We start from the raw sequence: 16,144 nt of genomic DNA, 5'->3' as shown, positions 1-16,144 counted from the left end.
GGGGGGTGGGTCCGTGCGGGCGTCAGGATTGCCCAGCGGCCAGGCGCCTGGCGTCAGTCGGCGTACCGGGCGGCCTCGTCCAGCAGCGTGTCCGCGTCCGCGTCCGCCGCCATCGCCAGCTGCCGGAACATCGCGCCGATCTTGTAGTTGAGCTCGGGATTGCCGGGCGGCAGCCGGTTGCGCGGGTCCCCGGCGAGCCACAGGGCGGCGCACAGCTCGGCGAGCGGCCGGCCCAGGGCCCGGTCCTCGTACGCCTCGGGGGCGTGTTCGCGGGCCAGTTCGCCCGCGCGGCGGGGCGGGGGTGCGTCCGACAACTGCGCCCGGTACACGGGGGCAGCGGTGACGTGGTACAGCTCCCGCAGCCAGGGCCGCAGGTCGTTCGCCCTGAGCCCGGTGATGAAGTAACGGACCACTTCCTCCAAGCCGTTCAGTGCCAGCCGGTGGTAGAGCGAGTCCAGCGGCTGGCCGTGCCGGTGGTGCCAGTCGGCGAGCGTGCCGTGGATCTTCCGCCATTCCTCCTCCGTGCCGGTCGGCGGGCCTGACAGCTCGTCGAGCAGCAGCAGCCGCAGCCACGGGTGCAGGACCGGGCGGCCGTCGTACGTGGTGTCGGGCACGTCGCCGCCGCTGCCGGGCAGCACGCCCGGAAGCCCGGCCGGGGGCAGCGCCGCCAGGTTCCGCAGGTAGCCCGAAGGGCCCCTGCCGCCCCGAGTGTTGGCGTCCTCCGGCACCGGCCGGGACAGCCACAGCCGGGTGCGCAGCTCGCGCATCACCGTGTCCCTGGCGTGCTCGGGCTGGCCGTTCAGCAGGCCCGAGTTGACGGCCGCCTTGGGGGTGCGGGCGGCGGCGATCCTTGTCGCGGCCGCCCGCTGGCCCTCGGTGAGCCCGGCCAGCAGATGGTCGCGCACGGCGGCGGCGAGCTGAGGTCCGCGCGGGGCGGCTCCTTCCTGCCCTTGGACGGGCGTGTCCAGCAGGCCGCGCAGATCCTCCGGGGTGTGTTCGAGCAGCCGGTCGATGGCGGCGTGGAGCTGCGCAACGCTCCACGGGTGCCCGTAGGTGAGCCGGTGCACCAGGGGAGTGGCGCGGGGCAGCAGCCCGGACTCCGGCCTGCCGTTGCCGCGGGCGGACTCCGCCTCGAACCGGGAGGCCTCCAGCGCCACTTCGACCTCGTCGAGGTCGCGCAGCCGCACCGGGTACCACCAGTCGTACAGCGGCGTCCCGGCCCCGGCCCGCCAGGCGGCGTACGAGGCATCGGCGGGGTGGGCGGTGTGCGGATCGTCGGGGCCGCCTTCGCAGGGGCCGGGCACGGCCTGCGTGGTGGCGCTGCTCGCGACGGTGAGCAGCGGGTCGTACACCTCGGCTCTGGCCCGCTCGGTGCGCAGCCGCAGCAGCACGTCGAGGAAGCGGGTGCCACCGGTGTTGTGGTCGATGTCGTCCAGCAGGGCGAGGCAGTTGTGGGCGCGGCGGCCGCGGGCGTACGCGGCGGTGAGGTCGTCGAGGAACGCCAGGCACAGCCGGCGGTCCACGAAGTCCGCGTCGGCGGGGATGCCGGTGCGGTTGCGCCGGTTGAGCTCGACCAGCTCCTCCAGCGCGCTGGCCGGGCCCGAGGAACCGTACGAGGCGAGGGCCCTGTTGAGGAACGTGCCCGCCGGCATGTACTCGAAGCTGCGCAGCAGCACGCCCAGGATCAGGTCGATGCCGGGCACGGGGGACAGACCCAGCGTCTCGACGAGCCCGGCGATGCCCTCGCCCGCGTCCGCCGCGGCACCGCGGTTGCGCGCCCGGCGCAGCGCGCGGCGCAGCTCGCGGGTGGCCTGGGCGCGGTCGGTCAGCGACAGCTGCGGCTGCACGGCGAGCAGGCCGAGCAGCAGCCGCGGGAAGCGCAGGGGCTTGCTGCCGCGGTGCTTGCGCGCCAGGAGGAAGGCGAGGTGCAACGCCACCTCGTGCGGGCGCTGGTCGGCGACCGCGGCGAAGTCGATACGGGCGACCGGGGCGCCCTCGGTGACGGCCTCGAAGTGGTCGAGCGCGTACGTCTTGCCGCTGCCGGGGCGGCCGAGCAGCACGATCACGGGGAGCGGGCGGTCCGGGCCTGTGCGCGTGGTGTGCAGGGTGTGCGCGGGATCTCCGGTGTGCCCGGAGTACGTGGAGTGCGCGGTGTGCCCGGCCTGGGGCCGCAGCCAGCACTCGTGCACCAGCCTGTCCACCTCGGCCAGCCCGGCGGGCGGCACGTGCGGCGCCTGTGCAGCCTGCGGCATGGATCCCCCCTGTTCCGGCACGCGAGGCGCCGTGCTGACACGGATGGCGCGTGATCGCGGTTCAGCATGGTGTCACGAAGTGACGGAGGAGACACGGAAGTTGACCCCAGTCGCCCACCCCCTTTGGGAGGGGGCTGGGGTTGGCCGGGGCTCGGGCGACGCTTCGCGGACGCGCGCATGAACTTCTGCGCGTACGGGACGGGAGCGACTTGTACTGGACACTTCACGCACCCGCGCCGGACAATCACGGCCGTGACGTTCCACGACATCCCGACGCCGACGCCTCGGCCTCCCGCGCTGCCGCTGCCGGCCCGGCTGTCGGACGCCGACCGGGACCGCGTCATCGCCGTCCTCCGCGAGGGCGCCGCCCAGGGGCGGCTGTCCCAGGACACCTTCCTGAGCCGGATGGAGCTGGCCTTCGCGGCCCGCGGCCACGCCGAGCTGAACGCGCTGACCGCGGATCTGCCCCAGGAGGGGCGGCTGTCCAGGTTCGTCTTCGGGACGGTCGCCAAGGTCTCGTCGTTCTCGATCCGGTTGCGCCGGGCGTGGCGCGTCGAGCGGCTGCCCAAGTTGATGTTCCCCGAGCCCGGGCCGTATCCGCTGCGGATCGGCCGCGACCCGGCGAACGGGCTGCGGCTGAACGACGACACCGTCTCCCGCGTCCACGCCGAGCTGTCCCGCGAGGGCGGCATCTGGGTGCTCCGCGACCTCGGCTCCACAAACGGCACGTGGGTCAACGGCCGCCGCGTGACCGGCCGGGCGCCGGTCCAGCCGGGCGACCAGGTGACCTTCGGCCGCATCTCTTTTCACCTCGCGGCCCGCTGACGCGCGGCCCGCTGACGCGCGGCCCGCTGACGCGCGGCCGGCGGTGCGGCCGGTGCGGGCGGCCGTAGCGCTCTCCCCCCGGTCCTTCACAGGGGCGGCCGGACCGGGCGAAGCAGACGGGTGCGTACGGCGCGGCGCGGAGGGACCATGGACGTATGGCGAGGAAAGGTTCCGTCGGTAGCAAGGCCCGGCGGGCCGCGCTGGCGGCCGTCCGGGAGGCCCTGGAGCGGGGCGAGGTGCCGGTCGAGGCGCCCGAGCTGTTCCAGGGGAGCTACGGCGAATTCTGGGTGGCACCCGACGGCAGGGTGTATGTACGGCCGGCGGAGGAACTCTCCCCCGGCAGGGCCCGCGCACAGCGGATCTCCGAGGTCCAGCTGGTCGTCGACCCCGGCGGGGGTCGCTCGGCGGGCGAGGGGTCACCGGGCCTGGAGTGGCGCGGGCGGACCCCGTGGACCGACGACATGTCCCGGCTCTCCCACTGGCAGGCGGCCGACGGGAGCTGGCTGGTCATCGACGAGGTCTGAGCGCCGCCCGGGGCGAATCGCCCGGGGACGGACGGTTGTGACCGTCCGTGTCCGGCTCGTAGCCGACCGCGCCCAGCGCGCCCGCGCGGCCTCGCCTCCGATCCGCGCCCGGGCGGGCGCGGGTCACAGATCCAGGCGTTCGCAGAACAGCTCCACGATGCGCCCCAGGAAGGCCTGGCCCTCGCCATTGGGCTCCCGGGATATCGTCCCCCCGCCCCAGTCGAGGGTGCCGACGACCGACTGGTACTCGGCGTGCAGGTAGTGCAGGACACCCTCCACCCGGGCGCGCGGCAGCGGCAGCAGCCTGCAGACCGGCTGGATGTACGCCTGCCAGCGGGTGGTCACGGCCTTGCGCAGCAAGTCGTCGAGTGCGGCTGTCTGTCCACACACTTCGAGGTACGCGGACATCGGCAGCTCCAGCATCTCGGCCAGCAGCCCTGTCTGACGTTCGGTCAGCATCCACCGTCCGGTCCGCTCCATGGTCTCGTACGTCTCGGGTGCCATGCCGAGGCGTACCGCCACGTCCCATGCGGAAACCCGGCGGGCGAGCCGGTGCTGGTGCACCGTGGTCGGGGTGCCCAGCAGATCGCCGATCGAGCACCACAGTGCACTGGCCAGGGCCCTCAGTTCGGCCTCGGTCGGCGTCTCGTCGCCCGACTCCCAGCTCAGGACCGTGATCGGTGCGACGGCCACACCGTAGGCCGCCCGCATGGCGCGGGAGACCTCTTCGGGCCCCAGCCCGATGGCCTGGCGGGCCCGGCGCGCCGCGTCGGGGTTGAACCTGGGCCTTGCCGGGTCAGTGGCCCTGTACGGATGCATGTGTCCCCCTCCGTCGTGTCGCTGCATCCTTCGGACTTGGTCAGACCATGTCGCGGGAGACCACAACGTAGGGACACCCCGGGATCGTGTCCAGCGGTTCGCGTCCTTCGTTCTTCACAGCAGAGGGTTCGCCCTGAGATTCGCCCTTGATCGGGCGGCTATCGCCCCCGCCCTCCCTTCGCGTGCTCGTTTCGCACCAGCAGGGCCACCGGCCACGCAGCGAAGAGGTCCGTCAAAGGGACCCGGCCTCCCCGTACCCCAGCTCCCGACAGCAGGTCCGTCCAGGCGCCCTCGGGGAGGGGCAGCTCCGTGTTGCGCCAGCCGCCCGTGTCCGTCAGGCGGCGGGAGAGGCGGGTGATCGCCGTGATCGACGCGCCGCCGCGCACGAAGGCCACGCAGTGGCGGGCCGCCGGGCCGTGGGCGGTCAGGGGCTCGTATGAGCCCGACTCGCCGAACCAGTGCGGGTGTTCGCGGCGCAGCCGCAGGGCGGTGGCGGTGAGGCGGAGTTTCTCCTCCGAGAGGTCGTGGGGCTCGCGGCCCTCGTCCAGGGCGGACAGCAGCTGTGGCCGGAAGTGGGGCGGGTGCCGGTTGTCCGGGTCGACGAGCGCGGCGTACTCCAGCTCCGTGCCCTGGTAGACGTCGGGCACCCCCGGCATCGTCAGGTGCAGCAGGGCCGCGCCGAGGATGTTCGCGCGGGCGGACTCGTCGAGCGAGCGGCGGAAGAGGGCCGTCGATTGCCGCGGCGGACCGCACGGCCCCGCCTCCGTGAAAGCCTCCACCGCCGCCTCGTACACCGGATCGGCCTCCGTCCAGGACGTCCGCAGCCCTGCCTCGCGCACCGACTTCAGCACCGCCGGAGCCAGCCGGTCCGGTTGTGCTCGGTCACAGCGCGGGAAGCCGAGTCCGAAGGCGATCTGCCAGGCCGTCCAGGCGACGTGCCGGTCGGGGGCGCGGGCGCCGCCCGCCCGCGCCGTCTCCTTCGTCAGGCGTTCCAGCAGCTCCGCCCACTCGCCCGGGACCTGCGTCAGCAGCGCGATCCAGGCGCGCACGTCTGCGCTTCGCTTGGTGTCGTGCGTGGACAGCACTGTCGCACTCAGCGGCCAGTCGCGCTGCAGCCGGGCGCAGAACGCGTGGAAGGCCTCGGGTGACACGGCCGGGCTGCCCGGGTCGCCGCCGACCTCCGCGGCCGACAGCAACGGCGCATAGCGGTAGAACGCCTTGTCCTCCACGGACTTGGCACGCAGCGCTGACGAGGCCTGGGCGAAGCGCGCGCAGAAGGCGGCGTGGTCCGGCGTCGCGCCGAGCAGCCCGAGCGCCAGATCCCGTACGAGATCCACCGTGTCCGCCTCCTCGGGCACGGTGAACGCGGCGCGCGCTCCCTCGGCCGCGGCCCGGATCATCTCCGCGTCGCCCTCCGGCACCCGCTCGCCCGCGACCGCGTACGGCCGGTACACCGGCACCCGGACCAGCAGTTCCCGGATCGCGGTGCGCAGCGCCCAGGGCGCGTGGTCGCGCAGCTTTGGGCTCGCCTCGCAGATCCGGGCCGCGAGCCCGGCCAGACAGGAGACCTCGGCGGCCAGCTCGTGGGTGACCACCTGGTACCCGGCGCGGCGCACGGTGGCGGCCCACTCGCCGCCCCGGTCCTCGGACTGGGCCGTGAAGCCGCGGTAGACGCCGGTGAGTTCGGTGGCTCCCGCCGCGTCGACGAAGAGCCCGTCGACGCGGTGCAGCGCGTCGTAGCCGGTGGTGCCCGCGACCGGCCAGTCCGCGGGCAGCCGCTCCTCGCCCGTGAGGATCTTCTCGACGACGGTCCAGCGGCCGCCGGTCGCCGTATCGAGCCGCCGCAGATACGCCCCGGGGTCCGCGAGCCCGTCGGGATGGTCGATGCGCAGCCCGTCGACCACGCCCTCGCGCAGCAGCTGCAGCACCTTGCCGTGCGTGGCCTGAAACACCTCCGGGTCCTGCACCCGCACGCCGATCAGCGAGGAGATCGTGAAGAACCGCCGGTAGTTCAGCTCGGTGCGGGCCAGCCGCCACCAGCCGAGCCGGTACCACTGGGCGTCCAGCAGCTCCGGCAGCGGCAGGTGCGCGGTGCCGGGCCGCACCGGGAACTCATGGTCGTAGTAGCGGATCACGTCCCCGTCGAGCCGGATGTGCTCCAGCTCGTCGCCGAGCCGCCGCCCCAGCACGGGCATCAGGACGCGGCCGCCGTGCGGTCCCCCGTGCGCGTCCCAGTCGATGTCGAACCAGCGCGCGTACGACGAGTCGGGACCGTCCCGCAGCACCTCCCACAGCGGCCGGTTCAGCCGCTCCGGCACGGGAACCGCCATATGGTTCGGCACGATGTCGAGCACCAGGCCGAGCCCGTGCTCGTGCGCTGTGCGGGACAGCGCCCGCAGGCCCTCCTCGCCGCCCAGCTCGGCCCGTACGGCCGTGTGGTCCACCACGTCGTAGCCGTGCGTCGAGCCCGGCACCGCCTCGAGCACCGGCGAGAGGTGCAGATGCGAGATGCCGAGCGAGGCGAGGTAGGGCACGGCCCCGGCGGCGGCGGAGAACGGGAAGTCCGGCTGGAGCTGGAGCCGGTAGGTGGCGGTGGGAGGTGGCGGCGGACCGGGAACCGCCGCATCAGGCTCAGGCGTCATGGCAGACCCGTACCCGCTATGCCGGGCGCTGCAGCACCGTCAGGCTCCGGTCCAGCAGCGTGATCCGGTCACCTGCCTTCACCTTGGGGCCGCTGCCCGGCTCCACGCCCTCCGCACGGGCGGTGTCGACCACGACCTGCCACTGCTTCCCGTGGTTGACCGGCACCACGAAGTCCAGCGGCTCGGAGCTCGCGTTGAACATCAGCAGGAAGGAGTCGTCCCTGATCCGCTCCCCGCGCGGGCCCGGCTCGGAGATCGCGTGGCCGTTGAGGAATACGCTGAGCGACCGCGCGGACGCCGCCTGCCAGTCGCGCTGCCGCATCTCCTCGCCCTCCGGCGTGAACCACGCGATGTCCGACAGCTCGTCGTGCGTGCCCTCCACCGGCCTGCCGTGGAAGAAGCGGCGGCGCCGGAAGACCGGGTGGTCGCGGCGCAGCCACACCATCGAACGGGTGAACTCCAGCAGCCCCCGGTCGTCGCCGGGTCCCGGCCAGCGCACCCACGACAGCTCGTTGTCCTGGCAGTACGCGTTGTTGTTGCCGCCCTGCGTGCGCCCGAACTCGTCGCCGTGGCTGAGCATCGGCACGCCCTGGGACAGCATCAGCGTCGCGATGAAGTTCCGCTGCTGCCGGGCGCGCAGCGAGAGCACGCCCGGGTCGCCCGTCTCCCCCTCCGCCCCGCAGTTCCACGACCGGTTGTGGCTCTCGCCGTCCCGGTTGTTCTCCCCGTTGGCCTCGTTGTGCTTCTGGTCGTACGACACCAGGTCGCGCAGGGTGAAGCCGTCGTGGCAGGTCACGAAGTTGACGGAGGCGATCGGCCGCCGCCCGTCGCTCTGGTAGAGGTCCGAGGAGCCGGTGAGCCGGGAGGCGAACTCGGCCAGGGTGCGCGGCTCGCCCCGCCACAGGTCGCGGACCGTGTCCCGGTACATGCCGTTCCACTCCGACCACAGGGGCGGGAAATTGCCCACCTGGTAGCCGCCCTCGCCGACGTCCCAGGGCTCGGCGATCAGCTTCACCTGGCTGACCACCGGGTCCTGCTGCACCAGGTCGAAGAAGGAGGAGAGGCGGTCCACCTCATGGAACTGCCGGGCCAGGGTCGCCGCCAGGTCGAAGCGGAAGCCGTCCACATGCATCTCGGTCACCCAGTAGCGCAGCGAGTCCATGATCAGCTGCAGCACGTGCGGGCTGCGCATGAGGAGGGAGTTCCCGGTCCCCGTGGTGTCCATGTAGTAGCGCTGGTCCTCGGCCAGCCGGTAGTACGAGGCGTTGTCCAGGCCGCGGAAGGACAGCGTCGGACCGAGGTGGTTCCCCTCGGCCGTGTGGTTGTAGACCACGTCGAGGATGACCTCGATGCCCGCCTGGTGCAGCGCTCGCACCGCGGACTTGAACTCCAGCACCTGCTGGCCGCGGTCGCCCCAGGAGGCGTAGGCGTTGTGCGGCGCGAAGAAGCCGATGGTGTTGTAGCCCCAGTAGTTCGCCAGGCCCGCGTCCACCAGCCGGTTGTCGTGGACGAACTGGTGTACGGGCATCAGCTCGAGCGCCGTCACGCCGAGCTCGGTGAGGTGCTCGATGACGGCGGGGTGGGCGAGCGCCGCGTACGTGCCCCGCAGCTCCTCGGGCAGAGCCGGGTGGCGCATCGTCAGGCCCTTCACATGGGCCTCGTACAGCACCGTGCGGTGGTAGTCGGTCCGCGGCGGCCGGTCGTCGCCCCAGTCGAAGTAGGGGTTGACCACGACGGAGGCCATCGTGTGCGGCGCCGAGTCGAGGTCGTTGCGGTCGGCCGGCCTGCCGAAGTGGTAGCCGTAGACGGCCTCGTCCCAGTCGATCTCGCCGCTTATCGCCCGGGCGTACGGGTCGAGCAGCAGCTTCGCCGAGTTGCAGCGGTGGCCGCGGGAGGGCTCGTACGGGCCGTGGACGCGGAAGCCGTACCGCTGGCCCGGCATGATGCCCGGCAGATAGGCATGGCGCACGAAGGCGTCGGACTCGCGGAGCTCCACCGCGGTCTCGGAACCGTCGTCGTGCAGCAGGCAGAGCTCGATTCTGTGGGCGGCCTCGGAGAACACCGCGAAATTGGTTCCGGCGCCGTCGTACGTCGCGCCGAGGGGGTACGCCTGTCCCGGCCAGACCTGCATGATGTCGACTCTTCCACTTCTGCTCCGGGCTCCGCGAGACGGCGAACCCCCTGTCCGGACAGCCGAACAGAAATCCTTGCCCAATCAACGGACTTGTGGGGCACTTTCGTCAGATCTTCCTCGAAAGGAGGGCAACCTCCTACGACAACGGCTCGTCCTACCGGGTGACCGCTGCATTCGTATGCGGGACTCAGCAGGGGGCTGGAGAAGAGGGGGAACGTGTGCACAGGTTGATGCACCGCCACCTGGCAAAGCTGGTGGCGGGTGCGGCCATCGCGGTGACCGGCACCGCGGTGATGGTCGGGGTGACGCTGCCGGGGAGCGCGGGCGCGGAGGACGGGCCGGGGGACGCGCGCGGCTCGGCCGCCACCCAGGACCAGGCCCAGGACCAGGGCGGGGGACAGCAGCCGGGCGTGGTCGAGGAGCAGCCGGCCACCGGCGAGAAGGGCACCGGGCGGGACGCGCTCACCGACGGCGAGCTGAAGCTGGCCGAGCGGCTCGCGCTGGGACAGGGGCCCCAGGGGCTGCGCTCGACGAGCGAGGACGTGAAAGGGGCCGCGGGCCCGCAGTGGCTCAGCACGGATCTCGCCGAGCTGAAGCCCGCGGAGGTCGGCGCCGCCGCGCCGCCGCGCCGCGCCGAGATCTCGTACTACGACTACGAGGACGACACGCTCGTCCTCAGGACCGTCAACCTGACGACGGGCAAGGTCGAGGACACGGACACGCGGCGGGGCGAGCAGCCGCCGCCGACCCGGGCCGAGGCGGCGGAGGCCGTGAAGGTGCTGCTGTCCGACCCGCTGGGCGCGGAGTTGAAGAAGGACTACAAGGACGCCACGGGCAACGAGCTCACGGCGCCGGACCAGCTGGAGACGACCGGCATGGTCTACCGCGTGGACGAGGAGAACGACGGGCCGGCGGGGCTGCGCGAATGCGGCAGCCACCGCTGCGTACGGCTGTTCACCAAGGCCAGGAACGGGCCCTGGATCGACACCCGGAACCTCGTCATCGACCTCAGCGAGCGCCGCGTCGGCCGCGTCGGCTGACCGAATGACGTCCCGAGGCCCGGCCGGAGGACCACCGGCCGCAACGCCTCGACCGCAGTTCCTCGACTGCATTTACCTGACCGCAATTCGTTGATCACGAGCAAAGCGGAGTCACCCATTCATGCATGACAGAAGAATCGACCGTGCCCGCGCGCGGGTGTCGGCAGTCGCCGCGGCGGCCCTGATCGGCGGCGCGGCCCTCGCGGCCGTCCCCGCCCAGGCCGCACCGAGGACGCCCCAGGCACCTCAGGCACCCGAGGCACCGGCCGCCGCGCCCGGCTGCGGCGCCGCCTCCCGGATCGAGCAGAAGCTCGCGGCCGGCACGACCTGGCGAATGTGCTGGCACTACGAGTCCAAGGCCGGGCTGGTGCTGGACAAGGTGACCTACCAGCCCAAGGGCGAGGCCCGCCCGATACCCGTCCTCACCACCGCCAAGCTCGGCCAGATCCATGTGCCGTACGACAACGGCTCGAACGAGTTCGACGACCTCACCGGCTACGGCTTCGGCGAGGGCGTGCAGAACCTCGGAGCCCAGGAGTGCCCGGGCGGCACCCTGAAGAAGGTCAAGCTGCCGCACGCGGACGCGGTCAACGGCCTGTGCACCACCACGCGCGCCCGCGGGCACGCGTACCGCGCGGCCTCGGACACCAGCAACAAGGTCTGGTCCGCACAGGGCAAGGACCTGCTCGTCTACACCGTCAACAAGGTCGGCTGGTACGAGTACATCACCGAGTGGCGGTTCTCCGACGACGGCACCATCTCCACCCAGGTCGGCGCGACCGGCAACCTCTCCCCGATGGACTACGACGCCTCCGACGGCCGCGGCTGGCCCATCGGCAAGGGCGCGAAGGACTACGCCACCAGCCACAGCCACAACATCTTCTGGCGGCTCAACTTCGGCCTCGACGGCTCGCCCAACGCCAAGGTCCAGCAGTTCGACGCCACGACCACGCCGCACGCCGGGCGGACCCCGACGACCAAGACCAAGCGCACCGACATCACCAAGGAGCTGGCGGGCAAGAGCGGCGAGCAGCGCTGGTGGCGCGTCGTCAGCACGGCGGGGAAGAACAAGGACAACCACCCGCGGTCGTACGAGATCGTGCTCGGGCACAACAACAAGTACCCCGGCCGCCCGTACACGAGGAACGACGTCTACTTCACCGAGTACGACAAGTGTCAGCAGTTCGCCAGCCACAATCGCAGGTGTCCCGGCACCAGCGTGGACACCTGGGTCAACGGACAGCCCCTCAAGCACCCCGTCGTTTGGGTGAACGTCGGTTTCCACCACGTGGCGCGCGACGAGGACCAGACCCCGATGCCCGTCCACTGGCAGGGTTTCCAGCTCGCACCGCGTGACGTGACAGCGATGAGTCCGCTCACACCGGCCGGTCTCGCCGACCAGAACGGCCAACCGTCCGAGCCCTGAGGAGAGTTGGTGGACGTGTGAACTGACGAGGTGCACCGCCCTCCGCCCACGCAGTACCCTTCCTTGATCGTGGATCGGGGGGGCGGAAGGCGGTGCACTGGTGAGCTCGGGCGGCGGGCTGGAACTGCCCCCTGGCGATGGAGGCCAGCAGGGCGGTCCGGGCTGCGTCACCCCGGGCGCGGTGTCCGTGGCGCACCCGATGGAGATCGGAGCAGAACTGGACTGGGGCGCCGACGCCTGGACCGAAGTACGCGTACGCGCCCGGCGGGCGGGCCGGGCCTACATCTGGCTGAATCTCGTCGAACAGCGCCTGCGGGCGGTCGTCGCCGCGGTGCTGCGCCCCATCTACGAACCGGTGCACGGCGAGGAGTGGGTGGTCGCGGCGGCCGGGCCCGCCGGGCACGAGTGGGTGCAGCGGGCCGTCGCCGTACGCGAAGTGAGCCGGCGCAAGGGCTATCTGCTCGACCCCGCCGACGACAACGTCCTCAGCTTCCTCACGCTGCCCCAGCTGCGCGAGCTGATGGTGCAGCACTGGCCGTGCTTCGAGCCGTACCTCGACGACCGGCGCGACCTCGAGCTCGCCCTCGACGAGCTGGAGGTCGCGCGCAACGTCGTCTCCCGCAACCGTGCCCTGTCCGCGACGGTCCTCGCCCAGGCCGAACGGGCCTCCGCGCGGCTGCTGGACATCCTGGGCAGCGGGGCGGGCGCCCCCTCGGCGGACCGGCTGCCGGTCGACGCCGTGGAAGACCTGGTCGGCGAGCGGTACGCGGACGTGGTGGGGGTGCACACGGACCGGGTGCGGCTGCAGCGGCAGCTGCCCGCCGAGGACCTCTTCGGGGGCGCGCGGCGGCTCGACGCCATCGGCATAGGCCTGAATCTGCTGGTGCAGAACTACTCGGGCCGGCGGCTGGTGCGGCTGGCCGAGGCGGGGTGCCGTACGCGGCTGCTGTTTCTCAACCCGGCGAGCAGCGCGGTGCGGCGCAGGGAGCGTGAACTTGGGCTCAAGAAAGGCGAGTTGAGCCGTTCTGTCGAGATGAACATCATGCACATGCGGCGGGTGCGGGCCCGGCTGCGGGACACCGGCGGCTTCGAGATCCGCGTCTTCGACGAGACGCCCCGCTTCACCGCGTACGTGGTCAACGGCGATGGTTCCGACGGGCTGGCGGTCGTCCAGTCGTATCTGCGGAAGGCGCGAGGGATGGAGGCGCCGGTGCTGGTGCTGCGCGGCGGCGGGCGCAATCTCGTGCAGGAGAGCGGCACGAACGAGGAGACCGGGCTCTTCCAGACCTACCGCGAGGAGTTCGAGAGCGTCTGGACGGACTCGCGCCCGGTGTCCTGAATGTCTTCTTGCCCTGACGCTGTCCCGGGCGTCCCGAGGCGTCCCGAGGCGTCCCGAGGCGTTCTGAGGATGTCCTGAGGGGCCGCCAGGTCCGGTCGGCCGGACTGTCAGTGGTGCGTGGGAGGGTGAAACCAACTGGGGGAGCAGGACAACAGAGGGGGGCCGCGGGCATGGGCTGGCACCGGGAGCTGCTGATCGGCTTCGACCTGGAGACGACGGGGACCGACCCGCGCGAGGCGCGGATCGTCACGGCCGCGGTCGTGGAGGTCGAGGGCGGGGAGCCGATACGCCACCGCGAGTGGCTGGCCGACCCGGGCGTCGACATCCCGGAGGAGGCGGCGGCGATCCACGGCGTGACGACCGAGCGGGCCGCTGCCGAGGGGCGCCCGGCGCGCGAGGTGGTGGAGGAGATAGCGGGCGCGCTGGTCGGCTACTGGAAGGCCGGGGTGCCGGTCGTCGCGTACAACGCGGCCTTCGACCTGACGATGCTCGCCGCGGAGCTGCGGCGGCACGGGCTGTCGTCGCTGCCCCAGCGGCTGGGCGGGGGAGAGGTCGGCCCGATCGTCGACCCGTACACCATCGACCGTGCCGTGGACCGCTACCGCAAGGGCAAGCGCACGCTGGTGGCGACCTGCGGGGAGTACGGCGTGGTGCTGTCGGCGGCGCATCAGGCGAGCGCGGACGCGGTCGCGGCGGTGCGGGTGGCCTGCGCGCTGGCCGAGCGGCACGCGCGGGTGGCGGAGCTGGAGCCGTGGGCGCTGCACCGCAGCCAGGTGAGCTGGTACGCGCGCTGGGCCGCCGGGTATCAGAAGTGGCTGCGACAGCGGGACCCGGAGGCCGTCGTGGACGGCAGCTGGCCGCTGCGGGCACTGCCGTCCTGAGGGGTGGGTGCGGGCCGTGGCTCGGGTCGTGACTAGAACGTGTGCCAGCGGACCGCTTGATCGCCTTCGCGCAGCGACGCGACCCGGCGGCGGAACTCGGCGAGAGCCGCCGGATTCCCCGGGGCGTGCTGGGCCACCCACGCGCAGCTCGCGGTCTCGCGGGCGCCGCGCAGCACGGCACAGCCCTCCCACTCCCGCACGTCCCAGCCGTACGCGGTGGTGAAGGCGGCGTACTCGGCCGGGTCGAGCCCGTAGCGGTCCAGGCTCAGCGCCATGACCACCAGGTCGTGCTCGCGCAGATCGCCGGAGAAGGTCTCCAGGTCCACGAGGACCGGGCCTTCCGGGCCGACGTGCACATTGCGCGGCAGCGCGTCGCCGTGGATGGGACCGGGCGTCAGTCGCGGTACGAGGTCCGCCGCGGCGGCGGTGAAACGGTCGCGGCGCTCCCGCAGGAAGGCGGCGTCTGCCGGGTCGATCGCCCGCCCGGCAAGCCGCAGCCACCGCTCGACGCCGCCGAGCAGTTCGCGCCGCGGAAGGGGAAACGGCGGGGCGGGCAGCCGGTGCACGAGCCGGAGCAGGGCGGCCAGGTCGGCCGCGCCGGCCGGGCGTACGCGGTCGGGGAGGCGGTGCCACACCGATACGGGGTGGCCTTCGACCAGCCGGGCCTCGGGCTCGGCGGGGCGTACGGCGGGGACGCCCTGCTCGCCGAGCCAGGCCGCGGTGCGCAGCTCACGCCGCATCCGGTCGAGCAGTTCGGCGCTGCGGCCGATGCGGACGACGGGGGCCTCGTGGGCACCCTGGGCGAGGGCGAACACCGCGTTCTCGCCGAGGGCGAGGAGCCGGGCTTCGCCCGACGCGTACCCGGCGGCGGCGAGCACCTCCCGTGCCCGCCCCTCGGTGAACCCTGCCCCGAGCGCCATCCTCACCCTCCGCCTCCCGCTGATCCGACCACACCAGTCTGCCCATGAACCTGTGGCCGGTTCCGTTCGGGCCGGGGGCTCCGAGCCTGACATTGCCATCGACTCGGGCAACCACTGAGACGGTTACCCCGGGCAAAAGGTTGTAACGGGCGGATCTTGTCTCTCGGATGACGGCATTCCTAACGTCAGGTGAACCCAATCTCTGGTTCCTCACGTCAAGAGAACGAATCACTGCCGCCGCCCACGGAAGTTGGCCATGCCCCGAGACATACCGACCCTCGACGAGGTGCGCCGCACCACCGAGAAGAAGCGCGACGCCTGGTGGACCGTGCTGCTCGTGGACCCGGTCGCCACCCCGCTCGTCCGCTGGACAGCCATGTGGACCCGGATCAGCCCGAACCAGATCACCTGGCTCGCGCTGTTCCTGGGTCTCGGCGCCGCCGCCTGCTTCGCGGCCGGCAGCTGGGGCTGGCTGCTGGCCGGTGCCGGGCTGTACCACCTGAGCTTCGTACTCGACTGCATGGACGGCAAACTCGCCCGGCTCACCGGCACCGGCTCGGTCTTCGGCGCCTGGCTCGACTACGTCTTCGACCGGGTCCGGGTGCTGGCCTGTGCGGTGGCGCTGATGGGCGGGCAGTTCGCCCGTAGCGGCGAGGTCATCTACCTGTGGCTCGCCCTCGCGGTGGTCTTCCTCGACATGCTGCGCTATGTCGACGCGCTGCAGATCTTCAAGATCCGGCACGGGATGCGCAAGCAGATCAAGGCCCGGGTACGGGAGGCCCGCCGGGCCGAGAACGAGCGGGAACTCGCCTTCATGGAGGACCTGCTGGAGAACAATCCGACCGCCGACCTCGAGCAGGACAGGACGCTGGCCGATGACGACCCGCCCGTTCAGGCCACGGAGGACCAGGACCGGCCGCGGCTCCAAGTCGTCGATCTGCACCAGGAGTTCCGGCACCGCTTCCCCTGGTACGCGCGCTTCCGGACGCTGCTGCTCCGCCACCGTATCCGTACGCACCTCGTCAGCGGCATCGAGTTCCAGATGGCCGTGTTCATCATCGGACCCGCGGTCGACGCGGTGGCACCGGTGACCGTCGGGGCGGGCGCGCTGCTGCTCGTCTTCGAACTGGCCATCATCTACAAACTGCTGCTGTCCACCCGCGACTTCACCCGCACGATCGAGGCCTTCCAGAAGACGGCCTGAGGTCCGGCCACGCTCCGGTCCGGCCCCGCTCCGGTCCGGCCCAGCGCCCCGGCCCCTGCCGCGCCCGCGGGCGCGGAGCGCCGGGCCCCTGCGGCGAGCGGCAGGCGTACGGGCCCAGGGAGTGCGCCCCAAGGACAT

General features: G+C 72.2%; 12 protein-coding genes. 7 read left to right on the top strand and 5 right to left on the bottom strand.

Going from position 1 to position 16,144, the window contains the following annotated elements; all coding sequences use genetic code 11:
- Positions 1-53: 53 nt before the first annotated feature.
- Positions 54-2,252, bottom strand: a complete 2,199-nt coding sequence (locus ACTWP8_RS02345; RefSeq protein WP_443320467.1) for a hypothetical protein — start codon at positions 2,250-2,252, stop codon at positions 54-56.
- Between the two features lie 243 nt (positions 2,253-2,495).
- On the opposite strand from ACTWP8_RS02345, the gene ACTWP8_RS02340 reads away from it, so the two are divergent.
- Together ACTWP8_RS02340 and ACTWP8_RS02335 are read left to right on the top strand one after the other, a co-directional pair.
- Positions 2,496-3,077 (top strand): FHA domain-containing protein, encoded by a 582-nt coding sequence (locus ACTWP8_RS02340; RefSeq protein ID WP_443320702.1) that lies wholly within the window; start codon positions 2,496-2,498, stop codon positions 3,075-3,077.
- 155 nt (positions 3,078-3,232) lie between these two features.
- The gene (locus ACTWP8_RS02335; RefSeq protein ID WP_443320466.1) at positions 3,233-3,601 is read left to right on the top strand and encodes a hypothetical protein; all 369 of its coding nucleotides are present in this window, start codon (positions 3,233-3,235) and stop codon (positions 3,599-3,601) included.
- A gap of 123 nt (positions 3,602-3,724) precedes the next feature.
- Here ACTWP8_RS02335 and ACTWP8_RS02330 read toward each other — a convergent pair whose 3' ends face one another.
- From ACTWP8_RS02330 to glgX, 3 genes are all read right to left on the bottom strand, one after another.
- Positions 3,725-4,420, bottom strand: coding sequence for a helix-turn-helix domain-containing protein (locus ACTWP8_RS02330; protein ID WP_443320465.1), 696 nt, complete (start codon positions 4,418-4,420; stop codon positions 3,725-3,727).
- Positions 4,421-4,578: 158 nt separating this feature from the next.
- Positions 4,579-7,062 (bottom strand): malto-oligosyltrehalose synthase, encoded by a 2,484-nt coding sequence (gene treY, locus ACTWP8_RS02325; protein WP_443320464.1) that lies wholly within the window; start codon positions 7,060-7,062, stop codon positions 4,579-4,581.
- Between the two features lie 16 nt (positions 7,063-7,078).
- Positions 7,079-9,193, bottom strand: a complete 2,115-nt coding sequence (glgX, locus tag ACTWP8_RS02320; RefSeq protein WP_443320463.1) for a glycogen debranching protein GlgX — start codon at positions 9,191-9,193, stop codon at positions 7,079-7,081.
- A gap of 221 nt (positions 9,194-9,414) precedes the next feature.
- On the opposite strand from glgX, the gene ACTWP8_RS02315 reads away from it, so the two are divergent.
- From ACTWP8_RS02315 to ACTWP8_RS02300, 4 genes are all read left to right on the top strand, one after another.
- Positions 9,415-10,236 carry a Tat pathway signal sequence domain protein gene (locus ACTWP8_RS02315; protein ID WP_443320462.1) on the top strand — a complete coding sequence of 274 codons (822 nt, stop codon included), beginning with the start codon at positions 9,415-9,417 and terminating at the stop codon, positions 10,234-10,236.
- 121 nt (positions 10,237-10,357) lie between these two features.
- A complete protein-coding gene (locus ACTWP8_RS02310) occupies positions 10,358-11,662 on the top strand; it encodes a copper amine oxidase (protein WP_443320461.1) in 1,305 nt (434 codons plus the stop codon).
- A gap of 100 nt (positions 11,663-11,762) precedes the next feature.
- On the top strand, positions 11,763-13,001 hold the full coding sequence (locus ACTWP8_RS02305) for an SAV2148 family HEPN domain-containing protein (protein ID WP_443314603.1): 1,239 nt from the start codon (positions 11,763-11,765) through the stop codon (positions 12,999-13,001).
- 170 nt (positions 13,002-13,171) lie between these two features.
- Positions 13,172-13,882 (top strand): 3'-5' exonuclease, encoded by a 711-nt coding sequence (locus ACTWP8_RS02300; RefSeq protein WP_443320460.1) that lies wholly within the window; start codon positions 13,172-13,174, stop codon positions 13,880-13,882.
- Between the two features lie 32 nt (positions 13,883-13,914).
- Here the strand turns inward: ACTWP8_RS02300 and ACTWP8_RS02295 are convergent, their stop codons facing one another.
- Positions 13,915-14,802: a phosphotransferase enzyme family protein gene (locus tag ACTWP8_RS02295; RefSeq protein WP_443320459.1), complete on the bottom strand. Its 888-nt coding sequence runs from the start codon at positions 14,800-14,802 to the stop codon at positions 13,915-13,917.
- Between the two features lie 256 nt (positions 14,803-15,058).
- Here ACTWP8_RS02295 and ACTWP8_RS02290 point away from each other — a divergent pair, with 256 nt between their 5' ends.
- Entirely contained in the window at positions 15,059-16,006 is a 948-nt protein-coding gene (locus ACTWP8_RS02290; protein ID WP_443320458.1) for a CDP-alcohol phosphatidyltransferase family protein, read from the top strand.
- The last annotated feature ends 138 nt before the right edge of the window (positions 16,007-16,144 follow it).

It is taken from the genome of Streptomyces sp. 7N604, from assembly GCF_052245475.1.
GTDB lineage: Bacteria > Actinomycetota > Actinomycetes > Streptomycetales > Streptomycetaceae > Streptomyces.
The sequence above is the reverse complement of the archived record's forward strand: the minus strand, read 5'-3'. Positions and strand labels throughout refer to the sequence as shown.